At 44.9% G+C, this 23386-nt stretch carries 21 protein-coding genes; 12 read left to right on the top strand and 9 right to left on the bottom strand.

The window, feature by feature from the left end:
- Positions 1-390: 390 nt before the first annotated feature.
- Complete coding sequence (locus tag ACYTXU_RS00430; RefSeq protein ID WP_462207550.1) at positions 391-2322, bottom strand: DUF885 domain-containing protein; 1932 nt, start codon at positions 2320-2322, stop codon at positions 391-393.
- A gap of 412 nt (positions 2323-2734) precedes the next feature.
- Between ACYTXU_RS00430 and ACYTXU_RS00425 the strand changes: the two genes are divergently transcribed.
- The 8 genes from ACYTXU_RS00425 (at position 2735) to ACYTXU_RS00390 (ending at position 10154) form a co-directional block, all read left to right on the top strand.
- Complete coding sequence (locus ACYTXU_RS00425; protein ID WP_462207549.1) at positions 2735-3220, top strand: YajQ family cyclic di-GMP-binding protein; 486 nt, start codon at positions 2735-2737, stop codon at positions 3218-3220.
- A 337-nt stretch (positions 3221-3557) separates the two neighbouring features.
- The gene (locus tag ACYTXU_RS00420) at positions 3558-3980 is read left to right on the top strand and encodes a RidA family protein (RefSeq protein WP_462207547.1); all 423 of its coding nucleotides are present in this window, start codon (positions 3558-3560) and stop codon (positions 3978-3980) included.
- 11 nt (positions 3981-3991) lie between these two features.
- The gene (locus tag ACYTXU_RS00415; protein WP_462207545.1) at positions 3992-4534 is read left to right on the top strand and encodes a 3-hydroxyanthranilate 3,4-dioxygenase; all 543 of its coding nucleotides are present in this window, start codon (positions 3992-3994) and stop codon (positions 4532-4534) included.
- A gap of 3 nt (positions 4535-4537) precedes the next feature.
- The gene (locus ACYTXU_RS00410) at positions 4538-5557 is read left to right on the top strand and encodes an amidohydrolase family protein (RefSeq protein ID WP_462207543.1); all 1020 of its coding nucleotides are present in this window, start codon (positions 4538-4540) and stop codon (positions 5555-5557) included.
- Complete coding sequence (locus ACYTXU_RS00405; RefSeq protein ID WP_462207541.1) at positions 5554-6411, top strand: cyclase family protein; 858 nt, start codon at positions 5554-5556, stop codon at positions 6409-6411. Before ACYTXU_RS00410 ends, ACYTXU_RS00405 begins: the two co-directional genes overlap by 4 nt.
- Positions 6412-6431: 20 nt before the next feature.
- Positions 6432-7709: a kynureninase gene (gene kynU / locus ACYTXU_RS00400; protein WP_462207540.1), complete on the top strand. Its 1278-nt coding sequence runs from the start codon at positions 6432-6434 to the stop codon at positions 7707-7709.
- A 7-nt stretch (positions 7710-7716) separates the two neighbouring features.
- Positions 7717-9096: an FAD-dependent oxidoreductase gene (locus ACYTXU_RS00395; RefSeq protein WP_462207538.1), complete on the top strand. Its 1380-nt coding sequence runs from the start codon at positions 7717-7719 to the stop codon at positions 9094-9096.
- Positions 9093-10154 (top strand): M20/M25/M40 family metallo-hydrolase, encoded by a 1062-nt coding sequence (locus ACYTXU_RS00390; RefSeq protein ID WP_462207537.1) that lies wholly within the window; start codon positions 9093-9095, stop codon positions 10152-10154. The genes ACYTXU_RS00395 and ACYTXU_RS00390 overlap by 4 nt, the downstream gene beginning before the upstream one ends.
- A 90-nt stretch (positions 10155-10244) precedes the next feature.
- On the opposite strand, the gene ACYTXU_RS00385 is transcribed toward ACYTXU_RS00390, so the two are convergent.
- Together ACYTXU_RS00385 and mrcB are read right to left on the bottom strand one after the other, a co-directional pair.
- Complete coding sequence (locus ACYTXU_RS00385) at positions 10245-10673, bottom strand: HIT domain-containing protein (RefSeq protein WP_462207536.1); 429 nt, start codon at positions 10671-10673, stop codon at positions 10245-10247.
- A gap of 41 nt (positions 10674-10714) precedes the next feature.
- Positions 10715-13063: a penicillin-binding protein 1B gene (mrcB, locus tag ACYTXU_RS00380; RefSeq protein WP_462207534.1), complete on the bottom strand. Its 2349-nt coding sequence runs from the start codon at positions 13061-13063 to the stop codon at positions 10715-10717.
- Positions 13064-13154: 91 nt separating this feature from the next.
- Between mrcB and thpR the strand changes: the two genes are divergently transcribed.
- Entirely contained in the window at positions 13155-13706 is a 552-nt protein-coding gene (gene thpR, locus ACYTXU_RS00375; protein WP_462207533.1) for an RNA 2',3'-cyclic phosphodiesterase, read from the top strand.
- Between the two features lie 24 nt (positions 13707-13730).
- Here the strand turns inward: thpR and ACYTXU_RS00370 are convergent, their stop codons facing one another.
- From ACYTXU_RS00370 to ACYTXU_RS00360, 3 genes are read right to left on the bottom strand one after another with little or no spacing between them, the layout of a single operon-like run.
- Positions 13731-15518 carry a tetratricopeptide repeat-containing diguanylate cyclase gene (locus ACYTXU_RS00370; RefSeq protein ID WP_462207532.1) on the bottom strand — a complete coding sequence of 596 codons (1788 nt, stop codon included), beginning with the start codon at positions 15516-15518 and terminating at the stop codon, positions 13731-13733.
- 8 nt (positions 15519-15526) lie between these two features.
- Entirely contained in the window at positions 15527-15778 is a 252-nt protein-coding gene (locus ACYTXU_RS00365) for a hypothetical protein (protein ID WP_462207530.1), read from the bottom strand.
- A gap of 39 nt (positions 15779-15817) precedes the next feature.
- Positions 15818-16579, bottom strand: coding sequence for an SAM-dependent methyltransferase (locus tag ACYTXU_RS00360; protein WP_462207529.1), 762 nt, complete (start codon positions 16577-16579; stop codon positions 15818-15820).
- Positions 16580-16614: 35 nt separating this feature from the next.
- On the opposite strand from ACYTXU_RS00360, the gene ACYTXU_RS00355 reads away from it, so the two are divergent.
- Entirely contained in the window at positions 16615-17190 is a 576-nt protein-coding gene (locus ACYTXU_RS00355; protein WP_462207527.1) for a GNAT family N-acetyltransferase, read from the top strand.
- A gap of 17 nt (positions 17191-17207) precedes the next feature.
- On the opposite strand, the gene pepB is transcribed toward ACYTXU_RS00355, so the two are convergent.
- The 3 genes from pepB to ACYTXU_RS00340 form a co-directional block, all read right to left on the bottom strand.
- Positions 17208-18476 carry an aminopeptidase PepB gene (gene pepB, locus ACYTXU_RS00350; protein ID WP_462207526.1) on the bottom strand — a complete coding sequence of 423 codons (1269 nt, stop codon included), beginning with the start codon at positions 18474-18476 and terminating at the stop codon, positions 17208-17210.
- 24 nt (positions 18477-18500) lie between these two features.
- Positions 18501-19082 (bottom strand): GTP cyclohydrolase II, encoded by a 582-nt coding sequence (ribA, locus tag ACYTXU_RS00345; protein WP_462207525.1) that lies wholly within the window; start codon positions 19080-19082, stop codon positions 18501-18503.
- Between the two features lie 215 nt (positions 19083-19297).
- Complete coding sequence (locus ACYTXU_RS00340) at positions 19298-20125, bottom strand: alpha/beta hydrolase (RefSeq protein WP_462207524.1); 828 nt, start codon at positions 20123-20125, stop codon at positions 19298-19300.
- A 117-nt stretch (positions 20126-20242) separates the two neighbouring features.
- On the opposite strand from ACYTXU_RS00340, the gene ACYTXU_RS00335 reads away from it, so the two are divergent.
- On the top strand, positions 20243-20560 hold the full coding sequence (locus ACYTXU_RS00335; RefSeq protein ID WP_462207522.1) for a Rieske (2Fe-2S) protein: 318 nt from the start codon (positions 20243-20245) through the stop codon (positions 20558-20560).
- A gap of 138 nt (positions 20561-20698) precedes the next feature.
- A complete protein-coding gene (locus ACYTXU_RS00330; protein ID WP_462207521.1) occupies positions 20699-23377 on the top strand; it encodes a bifunctional diguanylate cyclase/phosphodiesterase in 2679 nt (892 codons plus the stop codon).
- The last annotated feature ends 9 nt before the right edge of the window (positions 23378-23386 follow it).

Raw genomic sequence — 23386 nt, 5'->3', positions numbered from 1 at the left:
ATATCTTGTAACCCTTTGATTTTCATATTTGCATTGGATTTTTGATGTGTTTTCAGCGATTGCATGATGAATTGTGAGATATATCTTACACAAGATCGGCATATTTGCTGTGGCTTAGAATATTACAAAGAGCAGATTCCGGCTCGTAGGCCGGAATGACAATACGTTGGGGTGTTGCCTTGGGATTGCGGCATGGTCCGCAGGATAATATTTGTAGGCTGGTGATGAGCGTAGCGAATCCCAGCAAGACCGTTTCAAACATGCCCAAAGTGCTGGGATTCGCTACGCTCATCACCAGCCTACTTCTCAAAAAGCTACATAAAGCGGCGAGATAACAAATAAAAAAAGGCGGCCACATTGGGCCGCCCCTACCATCCGCTTACTCACGCTTTAGTACTTCGGTTTCTTGCTTTCAATCCAGGCATCAATTTTGTCGTTGAGCACCGACATTGGAACAGCACCACCGAGTAATACGAGGTCATGGAACTCTTTAATATCGAATGCTTCACCGAGTTCTTCTTTAGCTTTTTCACGTTGCTCTACAATATTCAGCATACCGAGTTTGTATCCTAAAGCCTGCCCCGGCCATACCATGTAGCGCTCGATTTCTGAAACAACGCTGGATTGGGCCGTGCCGGTTTTTTCGGACATATACTGAATGGCCTGTTCGCGAGTCCATTTTTTATGGTGCAAGCCGGTATCAACCACTAAGCGCACCGCGCGGAACAGTTCTGCCTTTAAGCGCCCCAGATCACCATAAGGGTCATCTTTATACATGCCCATTTCCCAGGCCACTAACTCTGAGTATAAAGCCCAGCCTTCCACATAGGCATTGTACGGAGCGATTCGACGAATCAGCGGCAGGCTTTCCTGCGCCATATTCAAAGCAATCTGCCAATGGTGCCCAGGGTTAGCTTCATGATAAGTCAGCGTCTTCAAATCAAACTTCGGATTGGCTTTCATGTCCTTGAGGTTAATCCAGTAAATACCTGGTTCAGATCCATCCAGCGGTGGTGGCGTATATTGACCGCCCGGCGCGCCGTCCTGGCGCTCAACCGGTATGCGACGAATTTCCACGTCATAGGGAGGAATGGTTGCAAAGCGGGTTGGCATCACTTCATTGATGTCAGCAAGCATGCCATTGAGGTCGTCCAATAACTTCTGGCGGCCTTCATCTGAATCTTCGTAAATGAATCGATCTTCGTCATTCAAGGCTGCCATACGCTGGCCAACAGTGCCTTCCTTGTAACCTTCCGATTGTAGAATCGCATCCATTTCAGCAGTGATCCGCTCCACTTCATCAAGGCCAATCTGATGTACATCTTCCGGCGTCAAATCCGTATCGCCGAGCTCACTGACTGCGTAACGATAAAACTCAGCGCCATTCGGTTGCGCCCAGATGCCTGACTCTTCGGGTGCCGTTTCTAGTAAATCTTCCATCACCATGGCCAGGTTTTTATAGGCCGGATAGATGGTAGTTTTGGTGATGCTGACCGCATCAAACATCATCTCTTCCTTGGTCTTTTCTGGAATATCCAGTTTATCCAGCTTGGTCTGTAAATTAGTCACCAGAGCATGTTTCTCAGGTTCTGCCGCGATAAAGCCGTTAAGGAAATTAAGAGCACCATTGATGATGACCTTGGGCGGTATCCAGCCTTGCTCAGCATCAGCAAGCACTTTACTCTTAACGCTTTCAATCATGTCGCCGAACTGCTCCAGCCTGGCGATATAGTCTTTGGCATTTTGCTCGTTTTTAATCGGGTGATTGTTTTGCAGCAGGTTAGGCACATCAATGGCTGGGCCATTAATTTGACTGACGATAAAGGGCGAGTGGCCCATCCAGCCATCAATGAAGCCAATATCAAACTTCTTGTCACCTGAATAGTATTGAGCCAGATCGATGACCACTTGACGGTTCTCCTCGCCCTGGATTGTGTCTGATTTCAGCGTAGCCAGCTGATCAGCATAGTGACGCAAACCCTGACGTAATGCCTTTTCGGCGGCAGGCGAGTAATCGGGTAATTTATCCTGATAATAGCCACCAGCGACCTCCTCACTGACACCATACATGGTCGCGTCCATTGGTCGGGCGGCAAATAAAGTCGTGGTAATTTTATCGAACAGCATGCCAGGCGTCGCTTCTTCCTGCTGCTTGGTAGACTGCTCCTTGGAGATGGCAGAATCAACCGTCACTTCTTCCTGCTCGACAACTTCCTGACTCTCTTGCTTTTCTTCTTCTTGCTGACAGCCTGCGCTTAGTAAAGCAGCGCTAACCAGTATGCTGATAATAGTTTTACGATTTGCTCGTTGTGTGAAAGACATAACCTACACCCTGTTTTATGATTTATGTGTGACTGATTATTAACAATTATCTGACAAAAGTCACTTGTGCTGGTTCAAGGTAAATGACGTGGCTTGCTTGTTGTTGTAGAACTGGTCACAAATACACCTTTTCATCTATACATTATTTTTCTTGTAGGTTGGTGATGAGCGAAGCGAATCCCAACAGAGCCTAGTATCAAATGTATTGTTGGGATTCGCTTCGCTCATCACCAACCTACGTTTAGAGCAATGTTTTATAGTTATGTCTAAAACGTAGGCACTCACTTCGTTGAAGCTGCTCCTTGGGTGCATCACCAGCCTACGGGCAAGAAAACTAATACCGCAAAACTGGTCTGCGGATAATTTTGCCTTATAATAGCGGCTATTCTTTATTTGATAGATAGGATTAACCATGCCTTCTTTTGATATTGTCTCTGAAGTGGATAAACACGAGATTACTAACACCGTTGATAATGCGAACCGTGAGCTATCGACTCGATTTGATTTCCGCGGGGTGGATGCGAGTTTTGAGCAGACCGGCGAGAGCATCAAGATTACAGCGGAAGCCGAGTTCCAGGTCGACCAAATGATCGATATTCTTTATAAGGCCTGCGTGAAACGTGATATTGATACCAATGCATTGGATATCACCGATGACGCGACCCATTCCGGTAAGACCTTTTACAAGACTGCCAATTTCAAGCAAGGTATTGAAAAGGATATTGCCAAGAAGATCGTCAAACTGATAAAAGACTCTAAATTAAAAGTTCAAGCCGCCATTCAAGGCGAGGAACTGCGCGTGACCGGTAAAAAACGCGATGACTTGCAGCAGGTGATGGCGTTGGTGAAACAGGCAGATTTAGGCCAGCCGTTTCAGTTTAAGAATTTCAGGGATTGATGTTTTCGGGCAGGCACATTGGCCTGCCCCTACCCCTAATCATTGAGCACCCTTGCCTGAGAAGGCCTTTTCCGCTATAAAAGAGCCCATGCATTATTTTCCACATCAAAAAACATCAGGATTCATCTTTGCCCACCAAGGTGGTTGCAAGTGGATTCTCGATTGAATACGCATTCCTTTCTTGCGCCGATTGCGCGCGCCTGTTTTTCCTAGTATTTTCATTTAACTGTACCATTAATTATTGTAACTGATTTACTGCCTTTCAAGACGTTTGCTCCGTATCTGAGCTGTAACTTATTGAATTGTAAATCAGCTAGCTAATTTGATTGAGGTTTCTATGAGTCAGAAATTTGTTTCTTCGACGGCCCCTGAACCTGTCGGTTTATATCCCCATGCACGTCGTGTTGGTCACTTGTTGTTTTTATCAGGGGTTGGCCCGCGTAAAAAGGGCAGCAAGGAGATTCCTGGTGTCACTTTGGATGATGAAGGCAATATCACTGATTATTGTATTGAAACTCAATGCCGGAGTGTCTTTGATAATGTTCGCGCCATTTTGGAAGACTCAGGATCCAGCTGGGATCAGTTGGTCGATGTGCAAGTCTTCTTAACCAATATGAAAGAGGATTTCAAAACCTACAATAAAATCTACGCAGAATATTTTGCCGATAATCAGCCTTGTCGTACCACTATTGAGATTAGCTCTTTACCAACGCCGATTGCGATTGAGCTGAAATGCATCGCTACCATTTACGATGATTAAGGAGAACCACTATGAGTGAAAAAACATTAACCCCGGTTCCGCCTTTTAACTTTCAAAAGTGGATTGATGAAAACCGCCATTTATTGCAACCTCCAGTTTGCAATAAACAGGTTTTCGAGCAGGACGATTTTATTGTGATGGTTGTTGGTGGTCCTAATGGTCGCCGCGATTTTCATTATGATGAAGGCCCCGAGTTTTTCTATCAGCTGGAAGGCGAAATGGAACTGCGCACTATTCAAAATGGCGAGCGCGTTGATTACCCGATTAAAGCGGGGGAGATTTTCCTGTTGCCACCCAGAGTTCCGCACTCGCCGGTTCGCTTTGACAATTCTATTGGCCTGGTTGTTGAGCGTAAACGACTGGAGCATGAAAAAGATGGTTTGATGTGGTTTTGTGAAAACTGCGATAACAAACTGTACGAAGAATATTTTCAACTGACCAATGTGGAAAAAGATTTTCTACCGGTCTTCGAGCGCTTTTTAGAAAGCGAAGAGCACCGTACCTGCGATAAATGCGGTACGGTCATGCCTAAACAAAACAAACTGGATCTTTAATTTATGTCTGATTTAAAGATTGATATTCATACTCATATTCTGCCCAAGAACTGGCCTGATCTAAAAGAGCGTTACGGCTATGGTGGTTTTGTTCAACTGGAACATCATAAGTGCGACTGTGCACGGATGATGGTTGACGGTAAATTTTTCCGCGAAGTTCAGGATAATTGCTGGTCACCGGAAGTGCGCATGAAAGACTGCGATCATCACGGAGTTCACGTGCAGGTGTTGTCCACCGTACCGATCATGTTCAACTACTGGGCCAAGCCAGAAGACACACTGGATTTATCGCGCTTTCTTAATGACCACATCGCTGAAGTGGTCGAGCGTTACCCTACTCGCTTTGTGGGTCTTGGCACTTTGCCGATGCAGTCACCTAAATTGGCCATTCAGGAGCTGGAGCGTTGCGTTAAAGAGCTGGGGCTGGCTGGCGTACAAATTGGTTCGCATGTTAATGACTGGAATCTCAACGATGAAAACCTGTTTGAAGTTTTTGCGGCAGCTGAAGAACTGGGCGCAGCCGTTTTTGTTCACCCATGGGATATGGTCGGCAAAGAGAAAATGCAAAAATACTGGATGCCTTGGCTGGTGGGTATGCCTGCGGAAAGTTCTCTGGCCATATGCTCAATGATTTTTGGTGGCGTGTTAGAACGCTTACCCAACTTACGTGTTGCGTTTGCTCATGGCGGAGGGAGTTTTCCTGCAACTCTTGGTCGGATTGAGCATGCTTATGAAGTGCGCCCCGATTTAATGCGTGTTGATAATGATCATCATCCTCGCAAATATCTTGAACAAATATATCTTGATACCCTGGTGCATGACCCAAAGATGCTGGAATATCTGGTTGAATTAATGGGCCCGCAGAAACTTGCGCTCGGTACTGATTATCCATTCCCATTAGGTGAGCTTGAGCCGGGTAAACTGATCGAGTCCATGAACTACGATAAAGCGATTTCGGATCGCTTACTGCATGGTACAGCTCTTGAGTGGCTCAATCTGGATAAAGGGCGCTTCCTCAAATGAGCAACTTCAATCTAATCACAGAGTTTATGGGCAAGCGTTATCAGGTGGATATAGAACATCCGCACTCAATAGCGATTGCTTTAAACTTTGATGGTAAACAGCCTAATCATTTTGATGCCGAAACCGCCAAGCGACAGCCACTACAAGCAGGCAGTTTTATTGGCGACACCACCAAGGGCGGAAGCTGTAATGTTGACTCGATTCAATTGGTTCCCCATTGCAATGGCACCCATACTGAATCGATTCATCATATCAGCGACCAAAAGGTCTCGGTCGGCGCCATTTTTAATAATAGCCTATCTGTAGCCTGCGTGATCAGCATTGAGCCAAAGTTGGCAGAAGCCACTAACGATAGCTATCGACCAACTCTTGAAGATGCTGATCGAGTCATTGATACGGCACAACTGCAGCAGGCTATCAAAAAAGACACTCTAAATAATATTGAGAGCTTAGTCGTTCGCTGTGTTCCCAATCATGATGTTAAAAAGTCATACCGGTACGATGATACCAATCAGCCACCATTCTTCACACAAGAAGCGATGCAGTGGCTGGCAGACAGTCCTATAAAGCACTTATTGGTAGACTTCCCCTCAGTGGACAAAATGTATGATAAAGGTCATCTCACCAATCATCATATTTACTGGAACTTGGAAGCTGATAGTCATCAGCTGACGGACACCGCACGTTGCGATAGAACCATTACCGAAATGATATTTGTGCCAGACGATATTACTGATGGCATCTATTGCTTAAACCTGCAAATACCCGCATTTGAATTAGACGCTGCACCAAGCCGCCCGATTCTTTACCCATTAATTGAATGTTCTGAAACACATTCAGAACAAGAACAATAAAGCATTAAGAAGAAACCATTATGAGCACTATTTTTTCACTTGAGCATGCGCAACACCTCGATCAGCAGGATCCGTTAAAGCATATGCGCGAACAATTTCATATTCCTAAGCAAGACAATGGTGATGATGAAATTTATTTGTGCGGTAACTCGCTTGGCTTACAGCCAAAGCGCACACAGGAATACTTGAACTATGAGCTAAGCCAGTGGCAAAAGCTGGGCGTTAAAGGTCACTTTTCCGGTGACTTCCCGTGGATGCCCTACCATGAGTTTTTAACCGAAGAGTCAGCTAAATTAGTCGGTGCTAAAAACACAGAAGTGGTTTGCATGAATTCTTTGACAGCAAACTTGCACTTCATGATGGTCAGCTTTTATCGCCCTACTCAAACGCGCAATAAAATCCTGATTGAAGATCATGCCTTCCCTTCGGATCATTATGCGGTTGAATCACAGATCCGATTCCATGGTTTTGATCCTGACCAATCTATGCTTCTGGCAAAACCACGCGAAGGCGAAGAGACTTTACGGACTGAAGACCTGCTCAACCTGATTGAACTGCACGGTGACGAGATTGCGCTAATCATGTTGCCCGGCGTTCAGTATTACACAGGGCAGGTTCTGGACATGAAAGCCATTACCGCAGCTGGTCATGCCAAGGGCTGTATGGTGGGTTTCGATTTGGCTCATGCTACCGGCAACATTCCGATGAGCTTGCATGACTGGGATGTGGACTTTGCAGCCTGGTGTTCTTATAAATACTTAAACTCTGGTCCGGGTTCTGTGGCCGGTTGTTTCGTGCATGAAAAGCATCACGCCAATTTAGAGCTACCTCGATTTGCTGGCTGGTGGGGACACGACAAAGAGTCTCGTTTTAGAATGGAAAATCGGTTTGTGCCAATGCAGAGCGCAGAAGCGTGGCAAGTATCCAACCCCCCTATTCTGTCTTTAGCTGCCATTCGCGCATCATTGGACACAGTCAAAGAAGCGGGTGGCATTCACGCCCTACGCGAAAAGTCATTAAAGCTGACTCGTTATCTGCGAGACTTATTAGCACAAGAACTGGCGGATGAAATTAATATCTTAACCCCTGCCGATGAAAGTGCTTCCGGTTGCCAGTTATCCTTAACTGTGAACTTGCATGGCCTTGATGGTAAAACCGTATTTGATCGTATCGAAGCGGCAGGCGTTACTTGCGATTTCCGTCATCCGAATGTCATTCGCGTAGCACCAGTACCTTTATATAATTCTTTCGAAGATGCGTACCGATTCGTCGCTATCTTAAAAGATAGTTTGCAGTGAGGTTGACATGTCAGTAACTCAAGATAAACACATCACGCTCATAGGCGCGGGGCTGGTTGGTTCGCTGGCCAGTATCTATTTGGGACTACGTGGTTACAAAGTCGATGTTTACGAAAAACTGCCGGATATCCGTCTGGAAGATATTCCGGCTGGCCGCTCGATCAATTTAGCGCTGGCCAATCGTGGTATACGTCCTTTGCAGCAAGTTGGCATCATGGACCAGGTTGAAAAACTACTGATCCCCATGAAAGGTCGCATGCTCCATGACGAAGCAGGCGAACTGCAATTCCAGGCTTATGGGCAGCGTCCGGAAGAAGTCATTTATTCGGTGTCCCGTGCCGGCTTAGTCAGCTTGTTACGCGACGAAGCCGAAGCCACTGGTAATGTCACTTTCCACTTCAAGCACCCTTTGGTCGACATTGATTTCGACAAGCAGATGTTTACCCTTGAAGATGCCATGACCGGCCAACAGCAAACTTTAAGCTATGACATTTTGCTGGCCACCGATGGCGCTGGTTCTCCAGTACGCCAATTTATGGAAGCAGCCAAGGTTGGTCAGTTCAGTTCCGAGCTACTTGAACATAACTATAAAGAGTTAACCATTCCTGCCGATCAAGCTGGCCACTTCCAGATTGAAAAGGAAGCCCTGCATATCTGGCCTCGTGGTGGTTATATGGTGATTGCGTTGCCTAACCTTGATGGTTCCTTCACTGTCACGCTGTTTATGCCAACAGAGAATGGCGAAGCCAGTTTTGCCAATCTTAATACAGCTGAAAAAGTCGATAGCTTCTTCAAGAAATATTTCAAAGATGCTTATGACTTAATGCCCAACCTGAAGGATCTATTTTTTGATAATCCTACAGGCGTTCTGGGTACGGTGCGTAGCGAAAAATGGTTCCATGGTAACGCCATGATTTTTGGTGATGCGGCGCATGCCATCGTGCCCTTCCACGGACAAGGCATGAACTGCGGCTTTGAAGATTGTGCAGAGTTGAACACCTTATTGAATCAATTTGACGACGATTGGGAAAAAGTTTTCCCAGCTTTTAATGAAGCACGTCGCGATAACGCCAATGCGATTGCCGATATGGCGCTGGATAATTATATTGAGATGCGTGATTCGGTGCGTGATCCCAAGTTCCACCTCAAGAAATCCCTCGCTTTTGAATTAGAGAAACGCTTTCCTGAGCAATTTATTCCACGCTACTCAATGGTCATGTTCCATCACATACCTTATGCTCAGGCACAAAGTCGTGGTGCAGTCCAGGCTAACATTTTGCAACAACTTGCTAAGGATATTGAGAGCCCGGATCAGGTAGACTGGACACTCGCTACTCAATTGGTACAAGACCAGTTATCCGTATTACCGAAGGATTACCTACAATGAAATCAGTTTTTGTCTCCAGCCTTGCTGTGCTGTTAAGCCTGACGCTAGCAGTCTTCTCTCTATCAAGAACGGCCAGCGCTAACAATGTTCCGCAGTCTGCCAAAGAAGCTAGAGTGGAGCATGCTCAGCAATGGATCAACTTTCTGGCCAGCGATGAGCTCAAAGGCCGCAAAACGGGCACTCCTGAAATGAAACAGGTTCATGCATGGCTTGAACAGCGCTTTAAAGCTATCGGCCTGAAGCCTTTGCCAGAAACCGATTCTTATCGCCAGGAGTTTTCTTTTGAACATAAAGGGAATTCAATCGATGCGGTTAATTACATCGGCTACATTGATTGCCAATGCGACAATGATAAGTACATCATGGTCGGTGCGCATTATGATCACGTTGGTCAAAACCCGGCGCTGGAAGGCGATATCACTTTTAATGGTGCCGATGATGATGCCAGTGGTGTAGTGGCCAGTTTAGTTATTGCCGAGTTGTTAACCCAAAAAGAAAAACTGCCTTTCAATATTATTATCGCTGCCTGGGATGCTGAAGAAATGGGTCTGTTAGGTTCAAAGCATTTCGCCGAAAACCCACTGGTGCCATTAAATAAAGTTGAAACGGGTATTATGTTTGAGTTGGTGGGAACCCCAGTCGAAGAACACCCACAAAGCGCCTGGATGACGGGTAATCAGTATTCCAATTTGTTCGCGCTATTACAGGATGATTTTGCTAAAGCAGGCTGGTCACTGGATGCCGATCCTTTTGCGCAGATGGGTTTATTCATGCGTTCCGACAATGCGCCTTTTGCCTTAATGGATCTCACCCAGCAAAAAGTGGAGCAGGTTTTTAAGCACGGTCAACAGGCTGATATTACCGGAATTCCAATGCATGCAATTTCGGTGTGGCGCGGCCAGGATCATTATCATCAGGTTCATGATGAGGCAGAAATTATTGATGTACCGAATCTGGTTTCGCTTTCAGAAGTGATTGCTCAAGCGATTGCTGATTTACCTGTTGATACCAAGGTTGTATGGAAAGAGAATCCGCACTTTAAATTTTCACGTCCTTGAGTTTTCTCATCCTTAAGTTATTTTACGTTTATAGGTTGGGTTAGAAGCTATGCTTCGTAACCCAACTCCTCGTTCACTAATAAACTTCGATTAGACTTCTCTAAAACCAAAATTATCTTTCAGTTTGGCTAATAATGGACTGACTTCTTTAATCATTTCATTCTCACCATAGTGAATCGCCTTCTTGACACCCCATACTGGGCTTGGCCAGGCGGGATCATCTTTATAGCGCGCAATATGGTGAATGTGCAGCTGCGGCACCATGTTGCCCAGTGCCGCTACGTTCATCTTATCGGCCTTGAAAACTTTGGCCATGGTTTGCAGTAGAAAATTAGATTCTTCCATGGCATTAATTTGTTGCGCAATGGTTAACTGATACAGCTCTTGAATATCATTCACGCGTGGAACCAGAATTGCCCATGGATACTGCTTGTCATTCATCCACAACAATTTACATAAATTGAAATTACCCAGCTCGACCGCGTCTTTTGCTAAAGTCTCATTCAATATAAAACTCATTAAAATTCCTTATTGTCTATTCGTCTATTCTAGACTTTCTATCACTGATTTGTTTCTTCCAGACTATTCACTTCTAAACTTAAGTCTTTTTGGCAATCCGCCGTAGCCTTTGGCGCTGTCCCACGGATGTAGGGTACGCTGACAGAATTTCGACAGTCATCGGTTGCCAGCAAGCCGCTACGGTAATCCACCAACTTCCACTCAATGTTATCATGATAACCCATGTCTATGGGCGATGTGTTGATGCCAGCAAATATGTCTGAGAACACTGGTAATGCAGCGGTTGAACCGGTGATATTCGCATCCTGATTATCATCACGTCCGACCCAGACTACCGCCAAATGATCGCCAGACAAACCGACAAACCAGGAGTCTTTAAGATCATTGGTCGTTCCTGTTTTTCCAGCAAAGGAAGTAAACGGATTGGACTTTTGTAAATATTTGGCCGTGCCCTGCTCTACTGCTAACTGCATGGCAGCCTTGACCAGATACACATTGATTTCGCTGGCGACTCTTTCGGAGTCCACAGGATAACGCTCAAGCAACCCGCCCGAGTTGTCAGTGACTGCGACAATCGAAGATGGCTTAATACGCAATCCGTTGCTGGCAATTGATTGGTACAGTTGCAGCAACTCCAATGGAGTTAGCTCTAAGACGCCCAATGGCAAAGCATCCAGTGGGCGAACATCTTTCTCTACCCCTGAGCGCTCAATAAAGTCCGCCAGACGCTGTACGCCTACCTCCTGACCTAATCGTGCCATGGCCACATTGTAAGACTCACTGAGAGCACGATAGAGCGGCACCATACCATGGAAGTTACGGTCGAAGTTTCTCGGCTGCCAAGTACTGCCGTCACGTTGTTTCAATGACAGCGGGAAGTCACTAACGCTGGAAGATAAGTGATAACTGGAGTTCTGCTCCAATGCTGCCAGCAATACAAAAGGTTTGATTACCGAACCAATCTGCCGTCTGGCATCAATCGCGCGGTTGTAACCGGCGTAACCCGCTTTGCGGTCACCTATCACCGCTAAAATGTGTCCACTTTGGCTATCACTGATTATTGCCGCTGCCTGCAGGGTGCCTTCTTCCTGTTGCCTTTGTTTCTCAATAGTATTAATTGACTCTTCAACCGTGCGCTCACTATACATCTGGATTACAGGATCAAGCGTCGTGAAAATATTTAGACCTTCTGAGTTTAATTCATCATCGGAATAGGAATCTTGCAATTGACGACGCACCAAATCCATAAAGGCCGGTACTTTGGATAAATGAATGCTTGGTTTTCTGACCAGGGATAAGGTGGTTTGCTTTTCTTGCTTGAGTTCCTGCTCGCTAAGCACACCCGTCTGTTGCATCAAGCCTAAAACCAGATTTCGACGCTTCATGGCATTCTCAGGATGACGTCTGGGGTCATAAACCGACGGCCCCTTCAAGATAGCAACCAGTAATGCCGATTGTGCTGGCGTCAGATTCTCAACTTCTTTATCAAAATAAAACTTACTGGCAAGGCCAACCCCATGAATGGCTCTTGGTCCATCCTGACCAAAATAGACTTCATTGAAATAGGCTTCGAGGATGTCATCTTTTTCGTAATGGACTTCCAGCAGCACCGACATAACCGCCTCACGAAATTTGCGCCATAAGCTTCGCTCATTGGTCAGGAAATAATTCTTAACCAATTGCTGGGTAATGGTGCTGCCTCCCTGTGTACCGCCATCAGAAGTTACGTTATGCCATAGGGCACGTGCAATCGCTTTCGGCGAGACACCACTATGCTCATAAAAATCGCGATCTTCAGTAATGATTAAAGCTCTGATCAGATGCTCGGGGATCTGTTCCAGCTTAACCAGAATGCGATCCTCCAATCGATTGGGGTAAATTTGCCCGATCAACAAAGGGTCCAGACGTGCCATTTGCAATGGTTCACCCAGCACATGGTCTTTCAACTGGCTGACGCGCCCGTTACGCAAACTAAAAGCGATTTGACGAGCTGCCTGTGACTCATCCCAAAAGGCAAAGGGGCGCACATGAATATAGTAGTAATCACCGTACTTTTCATAGTCACCAGCACGCGTAGCCTTAATTGCCTTACGGTAGCCCAACAATTCCAATTCCTGCTCCAAACGAGTTGGCGTCAACGATTTGCCGTTCATCAGCTCCAGGGGCTGAGCATAGACTTTGGCCGGAAGCTGCCAACGGTTATCATCGAACTGGCGCTTGATCACCATGTCGCAGTAAATAACAAAGGCAATAAATAAGGCTGTGAAAATCAAACCACCTCGCCAAATCACCTTTTTCCAAGGGATTCTGCGCCAGAAGGACTGATTAACTTTCTTCGGTTGCTTCTTTTTAGACGTTTTTGCGCTTTTCTTAACAGGTTTTTTAGCCATTTCACTTTATCGGTATCAATCTCATGACTATGATAGTAGCAAATTCAAGAGCACTAATGTTATGCCATCTCTAACAAAATCTGACAAAAATATGACACGTCTCTTTTTCGCCATAGAACTTCCCCAGGAACTCAAGAACCAGCTGGAGCTATTACAAAAGCAGTGCCCGTTTGCTGGGCGCCCCGTGAGCCCTCATAATTTCCACATTACACTACTGTTTTTAGGTGAGCTCCCGCGTAATCAACTGGATGATATTCTGGAAACTATTGAAATTCCGGCCATAAAGCCGTTTGATATTGAATTGAACCAGTTTGCCTATTATCCCAAAGCCGAAGTTGGGTGTCTCGAAGTCATACCAAACGACCAGCTTACAGCGTTGCACCAACACATTAGCCGCAACCTCAAACAGGCGGGTATCCATATCAAACAATCGACCAAACCTTTCCGTCCGCACATTACGCTCTATCGAGATGCCACCATTCAGTCAGAAATTACTGAGTCAGTTCACCACCAACTTAAGGTTGATCATTTTTGCTTGATGGAATCCCAGTTTAATCAGAAAGGAGTTTACTATGAAGTGATTGAAGAGTGGCCGACTTATGAGCCGACCATAAAAGAACAATTTTTTGGGATTAAAGATTGAGGCTCAAGTAACGAAAAAAGTTAATTATGAAATCAGTTTCTCAAAGTCTTTGACAAACCCATCCACCACCACGATTTGGTTTCGTCCTTTGCTCTTAGCGCTATACATGGCCTTATCAGCATCGGCAATTAAATCCATAAAGTCATAACCGGACAGCTCGGTACTGGTAACTCCAAAACTGGAAGAAACGTCAAAACGATATCCTGTTTCAGAGGTGTCTATTTGCGACACAGCCTTACGACAGATTTCAGCCAGTTGCTCAGCTTTTCTAAGATTGCATGCTGGTAAAAATATCGCAAACTCCTCACCGCCTAAACGCCCCGCCAAGTCATTCTGACGACAGCTGGCCTTAACCACTTCTGCAGTTTTTTGTAGCACCCAATCACCCACTAAGTGTCCATACTTATCATTGACCGATTTAAAATAATCCATATCAAACAGGATAAACCCGACATCCTGTTTCTCCTGCTCACTGCGATGCAAAATAGCTTTAGCAGTTTCGTAAAAATGATGGCGTGAACTTAGCCCCGTTAGCTGGTCCGTTTGCGACTGTTTCCGCAAACGAATTTGATGGCGTTTGATGCGGTATGTCCAGAAAGCCAGAGTTGCCAATAACACAATAACCAAAGCTAATACTAAACGATTATTAGTGGCGTCTTTCTTTGCTAAATCTTGCTCAAGCTGGAGCACTTTATTCTGTTCGTTCAATAATTTAATCTCTTGTTCTTTTTCAGCAGTTTGATGCTCAACAATTTGATATGCCATTTCTTGCGCCAAGATTTCATTTATCTGAGCCTTATCGGCCTCAGAATATTTTTCATAAAATTCAAGCGCCATTTTAAAGTTACCCGCAGCTTTCTCTATTTCGTAGAGCAATGCATAAGCCATCACTTTGGGTTGAATAAACGCCTCATTTTGAGAGATAGTTAAAGCTTGAGTGGCTTTATTTACAGCCTCTTCTGTTTGCTTTGCGCTCCATAAGGCTCTTGCATGAACAATAAAGTATTCCGCAATGACTCTAGGATACTTAGTGCTTTCTACGTGCTGTGAATATTTCTTAAGATAACTAATCGATTTTTCAGGGTCTGTTTCTAACCATAATCTTGCAAAGCTTATTCTTAGCAGGCTAGTAGCAATCATTTCATTAACAGCTTCACATTGAGTAATAGCTTCCTGAACCATGTGTTCGCTAATATTTTTAGGCTGTATCTGTTGGGTGGACTCAATCTTTAATTGCTTAGCAAAGCAGAGATTACGACCCTGAGGCTTTTCTTTCATTAACTTATCAGCATACTCTGAGGCAAGCTCATGTTTCTTAAAACCTTTATAGGTCATGATTATTGCCATCAAGCCCAACTGCCTAATCTCAGCATCTTCAATTTCGGGGAGTTGTTGAATTAAAGTCTGCACATTGCTGATAGACTCTTGGTAATTACGTGTGATATAGAAAATGTTTACTAGCGAAGTCCTTACCCTAAACTTCATTAGCTTACTGTTAGAGCTTTCAATTAAGGATTTTAAGTCGTTAATGGCTCCTTCATAGTTGCCGGAATAAGCCTTTGCATAGCTTTCATAAAACCATAAAAGCTCCTGCTGCTGCTGAGTCAATGAATCAGAACTACGTTTGATTTCACCTAGATATTGATTAAATGCTTTAGGGTCGGAGCTTCGAGTGGTATCAGCAGCTTTAAACAGCTCCTCAAGACTAGTTACCTGAGCAGTGCTGGCTTCAGAGGTAGAATAGAAGAAAAGACTCAGTGCAATGATGCAAAGAGTCTTTATCAGGTTCGATGTAAAAATCCCTTTATTCAAAATTTATATCAAGCGGCTATTTCTTCTTCTCGGCTTGAGTCATCCTCGGAATCTTCATCATCTTCTGCTGGAAGCAAAAGACCACAAACATTAGTCCGAGCATCAAGCAACTCTGCGATCTTCTGATGATCGCGCTCCAGAACGGCATGGATTTCCTGTTCGCTTAGTTGATGCTCTCCCGCTAACTCAATGATTTCATCCTGAGTTAATGACTGTGAGCTTGCCCCCAATTGAGATAAAAAGTTTACAATATTATTCATGTGTTACTCCTTCGTTATTTTCCCATATTTAACAGTAAGTTATAGTTTTAAGTCAATTAATCTTTTGTACGCAGGTATAACCAGTGTTGAGTTCATATTCAATTCTGCTTTTGGTAAGTTCCTTAATTCAATTTCTTCCTGTCGAATAGTATCTATTGCCAGTAACTTAGCTTCATATACTATGATTCTATGAGTAGGAGGGTAGTATTCAACTAGCTTATCGACCAGTTGTTGCAAGCTCTCTCTTGTTGTTGAGAAGTTGCTTGACTCCTTATCTCCCGCCAGTCCCACCTGCCATAATATCAGCAATGACGCTGTATCGACTTGTCTGTTATAGAACATAAATTGATTGGTTTCAAATTGCTGGCAACCTGTTGCCCCTGGATCGAGGCCCAAATCCGCATATAAACAGGCTTCTGCAGAGATTCCGGGCTCCATATAAGCGTCATAGCCTTCCTCTCTGGCTTGCTTAATTGCCTTTCTTGGTGCCAAGGCGAAAACACCCGGATGGCCGTAGAATGCTCCGCACACATTCTTGCCTAAGCGAACTTGCTCCAGTATTGCTTCAATCATTTGGGCATAGGTTTCTTTGCGAGAATTTCTGCCCTGATAAAAAGGCTGAAGGCTGATAGTATTAGGATTGATAGACTTCACCCACTCCTCGACAATACCTGTTGAAGCTCCTATAAACACTACATCTGCGGACTCTATCTGTTTCAAAGAAGCAGGAGTGATATGCGCACCTAAAGTCATACCAAGACCGACACAAACCAAACGGCCCTGAGTTTTTTTTTGCTCCATATTTTGCCCAATTGTATTCAAAGGTCACCACCAGTATGATTTCTTTTTATCGTTGCAAACCTTATACCATGGAATACCTGTTTAACAGTCCTCATTTTAACTATCGACTCATTTCACCCAGTGATTCGGAAGAGTTTATTAGAATTTATACTAATGACATTCTAATGCAGCATATTTCTGACCCAATTTCAGAAGCAGAGGCAGTGTCGCTCTTTGATCGCTTTTTACGGCTTAATGATAGCAGTGACCAAAAACACTATCTATTTGCTATAGAAGACACAACCACTTTGAATCTTTTAGGCTTTTGTGGTGTCAATGCAAAAATGAATGAAAGGGCTTCTCGGCTCAAGATAGGAGAAATAGGAGTTATGATGAAGGAAGAAGCAATCGGGAAAGGGGCTGGGACAGAAGCCTTAAATGCTCTGGTGAACTACTGCTTTAATAAGCTAGGCTACGATAAACTCATTGGACCGCCATCATCCAACAATATCGCCTCAATAAAAATGCTGGAAAAGGCAGGGTTTAAAAAAGAAACCGTTCTCAAAAGTCACTTAACGATAAAAGGGGAGCAAATAGATACTCCCCTTTATGTTATTTACAAAGCTGACTAAATAATTACCTCACAGAATTACTTCAACAGCTTCCCAGCTATGGTTCTGAAACCATGACCGGTACCGCCTGCGGAAAAATAAGCGGTCGGGCTGTCGTTATAGGCTCCGGCAAGGTCGACGTGAACCCAGCCTTTACCGTCATTTGGCACGAACCTTGATAAGAAGCCGGCTGCATTGCTGGCGCCACCTGGTCCACCACCTTTTACTGCACGGCTATTGGCAGTATCAGCAAAGTTGGATGGGCATTTGGCGGCATGGAATGGTTCCAGCGGTAATGGCCAGTGGCGTTCATTTTCGCTTTGCGCAACATTGAGGTAATCATTGCGCTCATCCTCATCCAGTGCAAAAACCGCATTATAATCTTCACCAACTGCGGTTACTGCGGCTCCGGTGAGCGTTGCGGCATCAATAATTAATGGCGCGCCCGTTTGTCCGGCTAGCAATAGACCATCGGCTAATACCAAACGGCCTTCAGCATCGGTGTTATGAATTTCAACCGAAACGCCATTTGGATATGAGATGATATCGCCTAGCTTGTAGGCATGCCCACTGATCAGGTTTTCCGCACAACACAGGTAGAGGTGAACTGGCTTGTCCAGGCCGCGCATAATCGCTAGTGCTAAGCCCGCTGTGACTGTCGCTGCACCACCCATATCGGCTTTCATATGTACCATTCCGGCACTTTGCTTGATGCTATAACCACCGCTGTCAAAGGTGATTCCTTTGCCTACTAATGCAGCTACGGGTGCCGAGCTATCGTTTTTAGGGTCAAACTCAAGCTTTAGTATGGCAGGTGGTCTGGTGCTACCACGTCCCACTTCCCAAGTACCAACATGTCCTTGTTTCTCAAGATCCTGTCCAGAAACGATTTGATAGCGAACATTGTCCGGCGCCAAACTTTGGATAAAGTCCGCAGCTTCTTGGGCTAACACTTGCGGCGCTAACACTTCAGGAGTTTCATTAACGATCGAACGCATCCAGCGACTGGCTTGAATGCGGGCTTCCAACTCTTTGTTGTCGTCATCAGATAATTCAGCAAAATCAATTTGCACATCAATTTTAGGATCGTAAGCACCTTGAAAAAATGCCCATTGCTGTTCTAGTTCCCAATTACCTTCTAAAGCAAAAAAGGACAAGCCCTGGCTTACCAATTTTCTGGCCGCCATTTGTACCAAGTCGGAGCCTTCAGCGTGAATAGTGACTGCATCTTCTTTGTAGCTTAATAAAGCACCCTCGCCCCATTGCGCAGGCGCGCTATCCTTTGATAACAAAACTCTAAGTGTCATACCGATCCTTATTAAATTGTGTGTCTAGAACAAATGCCCCAGTTTCGACTGTTTTGTCGATAGATAACCTTCATTATGTGGATTATGACCATATTTCAGTGGGACCCGCTCAACCACATCAATTCCCGCGTCAATCATTGAGCTGACTTTGCGTGGGTTATTGGTCATCAAGCGGATTTTTTGGATGCCTAACTGGTCCAGTGCATCTGAGGCGACTTTAAAATCACGCTCATCGGCACCAAAGCCTAAATGCTCATTGGCCTGCACCGTATCCATGCCCTGATCTTGTAACGAGTAGGCACGAATTTTATTGGTTAAGCCGATACCACGGCCTTCCTGACGCAAATACAGTAATACGCCAGCGCCCTCTTCCGCGATCTTTTGCAGGGCGGCTTTTAATTGAAAGCCGCAATCACAACGCAAGCTAAACAAGGCATCGCCAGTTAAACATTCTGAATGGATGCGCGCTAACACTGGGGATTTACTGTTCCAGTCGCCGAATGTTAAAGCCACATGCTCTTTCCCATCATCAGCCTCAAGCGCGTGAATCATGAAGTCGCCCCAAGGCGTAGGTAGGCGTGCACTCAGGCTATCTTTATGCGTCATTAAACCGTTTTCCGGGGTATTTAATTGAATGAATAGGTTATTTTACACCATGTTAAAAGCAGAAACAGCATGATAATGTTCGATGGCTACTATAATACGAGGACATATGATGAAGCTCACCCAATCACTGTCTCTATTTTTCTTTGCTATTTTAGGCTTAAACGTTTCATTGGCGAATGATCAAAATCAAGCCAATGCTCCCCACACAATAAGAACTACTCTTTTCTTTCTTTAAAAACCACCGGCTTCAAAAACTGCTCCAACTCTTGCCAGAACTTATCCCAGTCTCCTGGTGTATCGGCGTGTGCAGTTTCATAAATCTGGTGCGTGGCATCTTCTTTCACAGTAAGAAGTTTGTGCAGCGCATCTATCGGTACTGTTTTGTCAGCTTTACCGTGAATCAAATAGACCATGCCCTGATATTCGGACAAAGCTTTTACGTTGTCGAAAGGGTGTTGCACTAAAAAAGCTGGTAGCAAACGCTTATACGCCAGATCAACAATGCTGGCGTAAGTGGACATCAGTACAATCGCTATCGGCTTATGCTTTGGCACTAAGGTTAATACTGCCCCTCCTCCCATTGAGCGTCCCAATAATACAATGCGATCTTTATCCAGCTGTTCCTGTTGCTCAACCCACTCATAGGCAAGGTTCATGGTTTCTGAGATGCTGTCAAAGCTGGGAGTACCGTCGCAACGGCCATAACCAGGATATTCCACCAACACCACTGCATAGCCCTGTTCACGCATATGATCGACTCGCGGTGCCCAATCATCAATAATATTACCATTACCATGGGCGATCATAAGTACTGGAAAAGGCTGCTTAAACTTTTGTAACGGAGGCAAGTATGCCAGCTCAAATTCCCCCGCTGAAAAAGACAACCGCACCAGTTCACCACCAACATCCTTGATCAAGTTTGGATCAGACGGGGGAAGTTCATGTAGCGGAAACAGCATCCGATGCTGGATAAAATAAAAGGCGACTAGATACAGTAGATAAGCAAAAAGAGGAATGGCAATCAGCCAGAGTAACGTTGTCATAGAGCTCCAATAAGCTTTTTATTGCGTCTGTTTTGTATACTGTTAGAATCAGTTCATTCTAACATTGTTTAGAATCTTTTGATCCAATTACAGCATAAGGTTCCGAGTACTACTGATATGTCACACATTTGCTTAGTTACCGATATCCGAGATGGTCAGGCGAAAGCCTTCCCTTATAAGGACCGTGATCTGATTGTAGTGCGCCGAGGCCTCAATGTTTATGGTTACGTTAATCGCTGCCCACACGCGGGTACCGATTTGAACTGGCAGGATGACCAGTTTATGACTGACGATGAGCAATATTTAATGTGTTTTACTCACGGAGCCTTGTTTGAACCAGAGACAGGCAAGTGCGTTGCAGGCCCCTGTGCAGGGGCTCATCTTGGTGAAGTTCCGCTGGAAGTGGAGAACGGCAAAGTCTATTTAGCTGAATAGTCATTCTGTGAGCCATCTAACGCTCATCTAGCCAACAAACCTCTAATTTAGCAATAGAGCTATTGCTTTTTGAACTAATATTCTTAATACTGATTTTGTGAGACGCTTCACAAAATGCATTGTTGGGAATAATTATTAATGATAATTGCTGTTTTGGCATTCACATCCAGTTTCTCTTCAGCTTGGTTACCGCTGATCCTCATCATTATATTATCCATCGGATTAATCCTCGCTATCTACCTTTGGCAAAAAGCCAGCGAAGAAGCCAGCTTAACCAGAAATCAGCTTAACGCCCAATATAGAACCTTAAACTCAGTCGTAAAGTTTAAATCCCTGGAAGATAAACTCGACGATATTTGCTCTCTGATTGAAAGCCAGATTGACGATGCCCTTTGCTCAGTAATGATGGTCGATCAAACAGGCCAAGCATTAATCTCCCTGGCTTCCCCCCAACTCCCACAAAGTTTCTTAAAGGCACTTGATGGTCTACCTGTGGCAGAAGGCGTTGGTGGGTGTGGCACAGCCGCCGCCACGGGCAAAGCAGTCGTTGTTCCCGATATGCTTGCTGATAGTCGCTTTGATCAGTTTCATGACTTGATACATGCCTATGATTTACGTGCCTGTTGGTCCCATCCCATTTTCACTGGCGAAAATAAGAAAGCCGCTGGTACTTTCGCTGTCTATTTCAGAAAAGTCCGCGAGCCCAAAGACAGTGAACTTGATCTGATATTGCGTAGCCGCGACCTGGCCGCACTGATCATTGAACAACATCAACATCGCATCAGGCGTGAACGTTTTGAACAACAAAATCGCTCTTTATTTATCCATAATCCAGAAGCTGTGTTTACTTTAGATTTGGAAGGTAACTTTACCAGTATCAATAAAGCAGGCTGCGAACTGATGCAGCTTAACGAGCAGGAGCTCATAGGAAATCACTACAACCTGGCTGTTGTCGAAGAGGATCGCGCCAGAACGCGCGAGCACTTTGAAGCCGCTCGACGAGGCATACCACAGCGCTATGAAATCAGGGGCCATAACAGCTTAGGTGAACTACTGCATCTTTATGTCACCAACATGCCTATTATCGTCGATGGCGAAGTGACAGGTGTGCATGGTATTGCCCTTGACTGGACTCGAAAAAGACAGAACGAGGAGCGCCTCAAAATATTGGAGCGCAGTGTAGAATCAAGCACCCATGGTGTTCTCATCAGTGATGCCCGTGCAGATGACTTTCCAGCAATCTATATAAACTCTGCCTTTGAGAAAATCACAGGCTACAGCCAAGACGAAGTCATTGGCAGAAACTGCCGATTCTTACAGGGTCCGGAAACCGATCAAGAAACCCGACAAGCGATTCGTAAAGCTTTACGACAACAGGAAGAAATCTCTACGGTTATTAAGAATTATAAAAAAGATGGCACCCCATTCTGGAACGAACTTCTGATCTCGCCAGTTAAAGACAATAACGGCAGTGTAAGCCACTTTATTGGGCTACAAAACGATATCACTGATCGCATCCAACGCCAGGAAATGCTTGAGTTTCATGCCTCGCATGATGCATTAACTCATTTAAAAAACCGTTCGGCATTAGAACGTTATTTGATTGAGCTGGTAAAAGATAAAGACCCTTCTACTATTGCCTATATCTTATTCATTGATCTTGACGGTTTTAAACCCATTAACGACAGCTTAGGGCATGAGTTTGGTGATCAGGTTCTGGTTGAAACTGCAGAGCGCCTTAACTCCGAAATTCTCAAACCCAATTTACTGGCTCGTTTTGGTGGCGATGAATTTGTGGTGGTCGTTAAAGACTTTTCTGATCGTCAGCAAGTTGAAGCCTTAGCCAGAAAATTACTGGACCGCATTGGCGAATCTTATAAGGTAGATGATATTGAGGTCTCACTCTCCGCTGCCATTGGTATTGCAACCAGCGAGGAGGAATTCAAACACCCAATGGAACTGATCCAGCGCGCAGACATTGCCATGTATGAGGCGAAAAAGCGCGGGGGTAGCTACATCTTCTGGCATACCACGGAACTGAATACTAACGTGGATCAACAGGTCGCCGTTCGCGCCCAACTGCAGGAGGCTACTCTGCAGAACCAGTTTGAGCTTTTCTATCAGCCGATTATGAGTCACGACAACAGCATCGGAGGAGTTGAAGCGCTGATCCGCTGGAAGCATCCTACCAAGGGCTATATTTCTCCGGCGGAATTCATTCCGGTCGCCGAAAGAACAGGACAGATTATCCCGATCAGTGAGTGGGTTTTAGATCAAGCCTGCCAAGATGTTGCTAAGCTCAAACGTTATGGCATTAATTCGGTCTCCGTTAACTTTTCACCCATTCAGTTCTATCGCGAAGACTTCATTGAAAAGATTGCTCAAACACTGAAGACTTATAAGATTCGACCCAGCGAAATCACGGTAGAGATTACTGAAAATGTATTGGTACATGATACAGACCATATTAATGAACTGCTTCATGAACTGCGTCGGCTAGGGCTTGATGTCGCCATTGATGATTTTGGTAGCGGCTTTGCCAGTTTGCGTTATCTCAACATGCTTCCGGTTAATAAGCTCAAAATTGACCGCACTTTTACTGGTAACATTCATCAGAATGCTCATAACGCCGCTATTACGCGCGGTATATTAGGCATGACCTCCGAGATGGACATAGAAGTGGTCGCCGAAGGCGTTGAAACCAATGAAGAATATCAATACCTGCTTAAACACAAATGTGGCTTTATGCAAGGCTATTTATTCTGTCGCCCCATCCCGATTAAAGAACTGATAGAATGGGCTGAAAATCGCCAATAACAAACCGAC

The sequence above is a fragment of the Kangiella sp. M94 genome (assembly GCF_054926195.1).
This window is presented reverse-complemented; position numbering and strand designations above follow the sequence as displayed.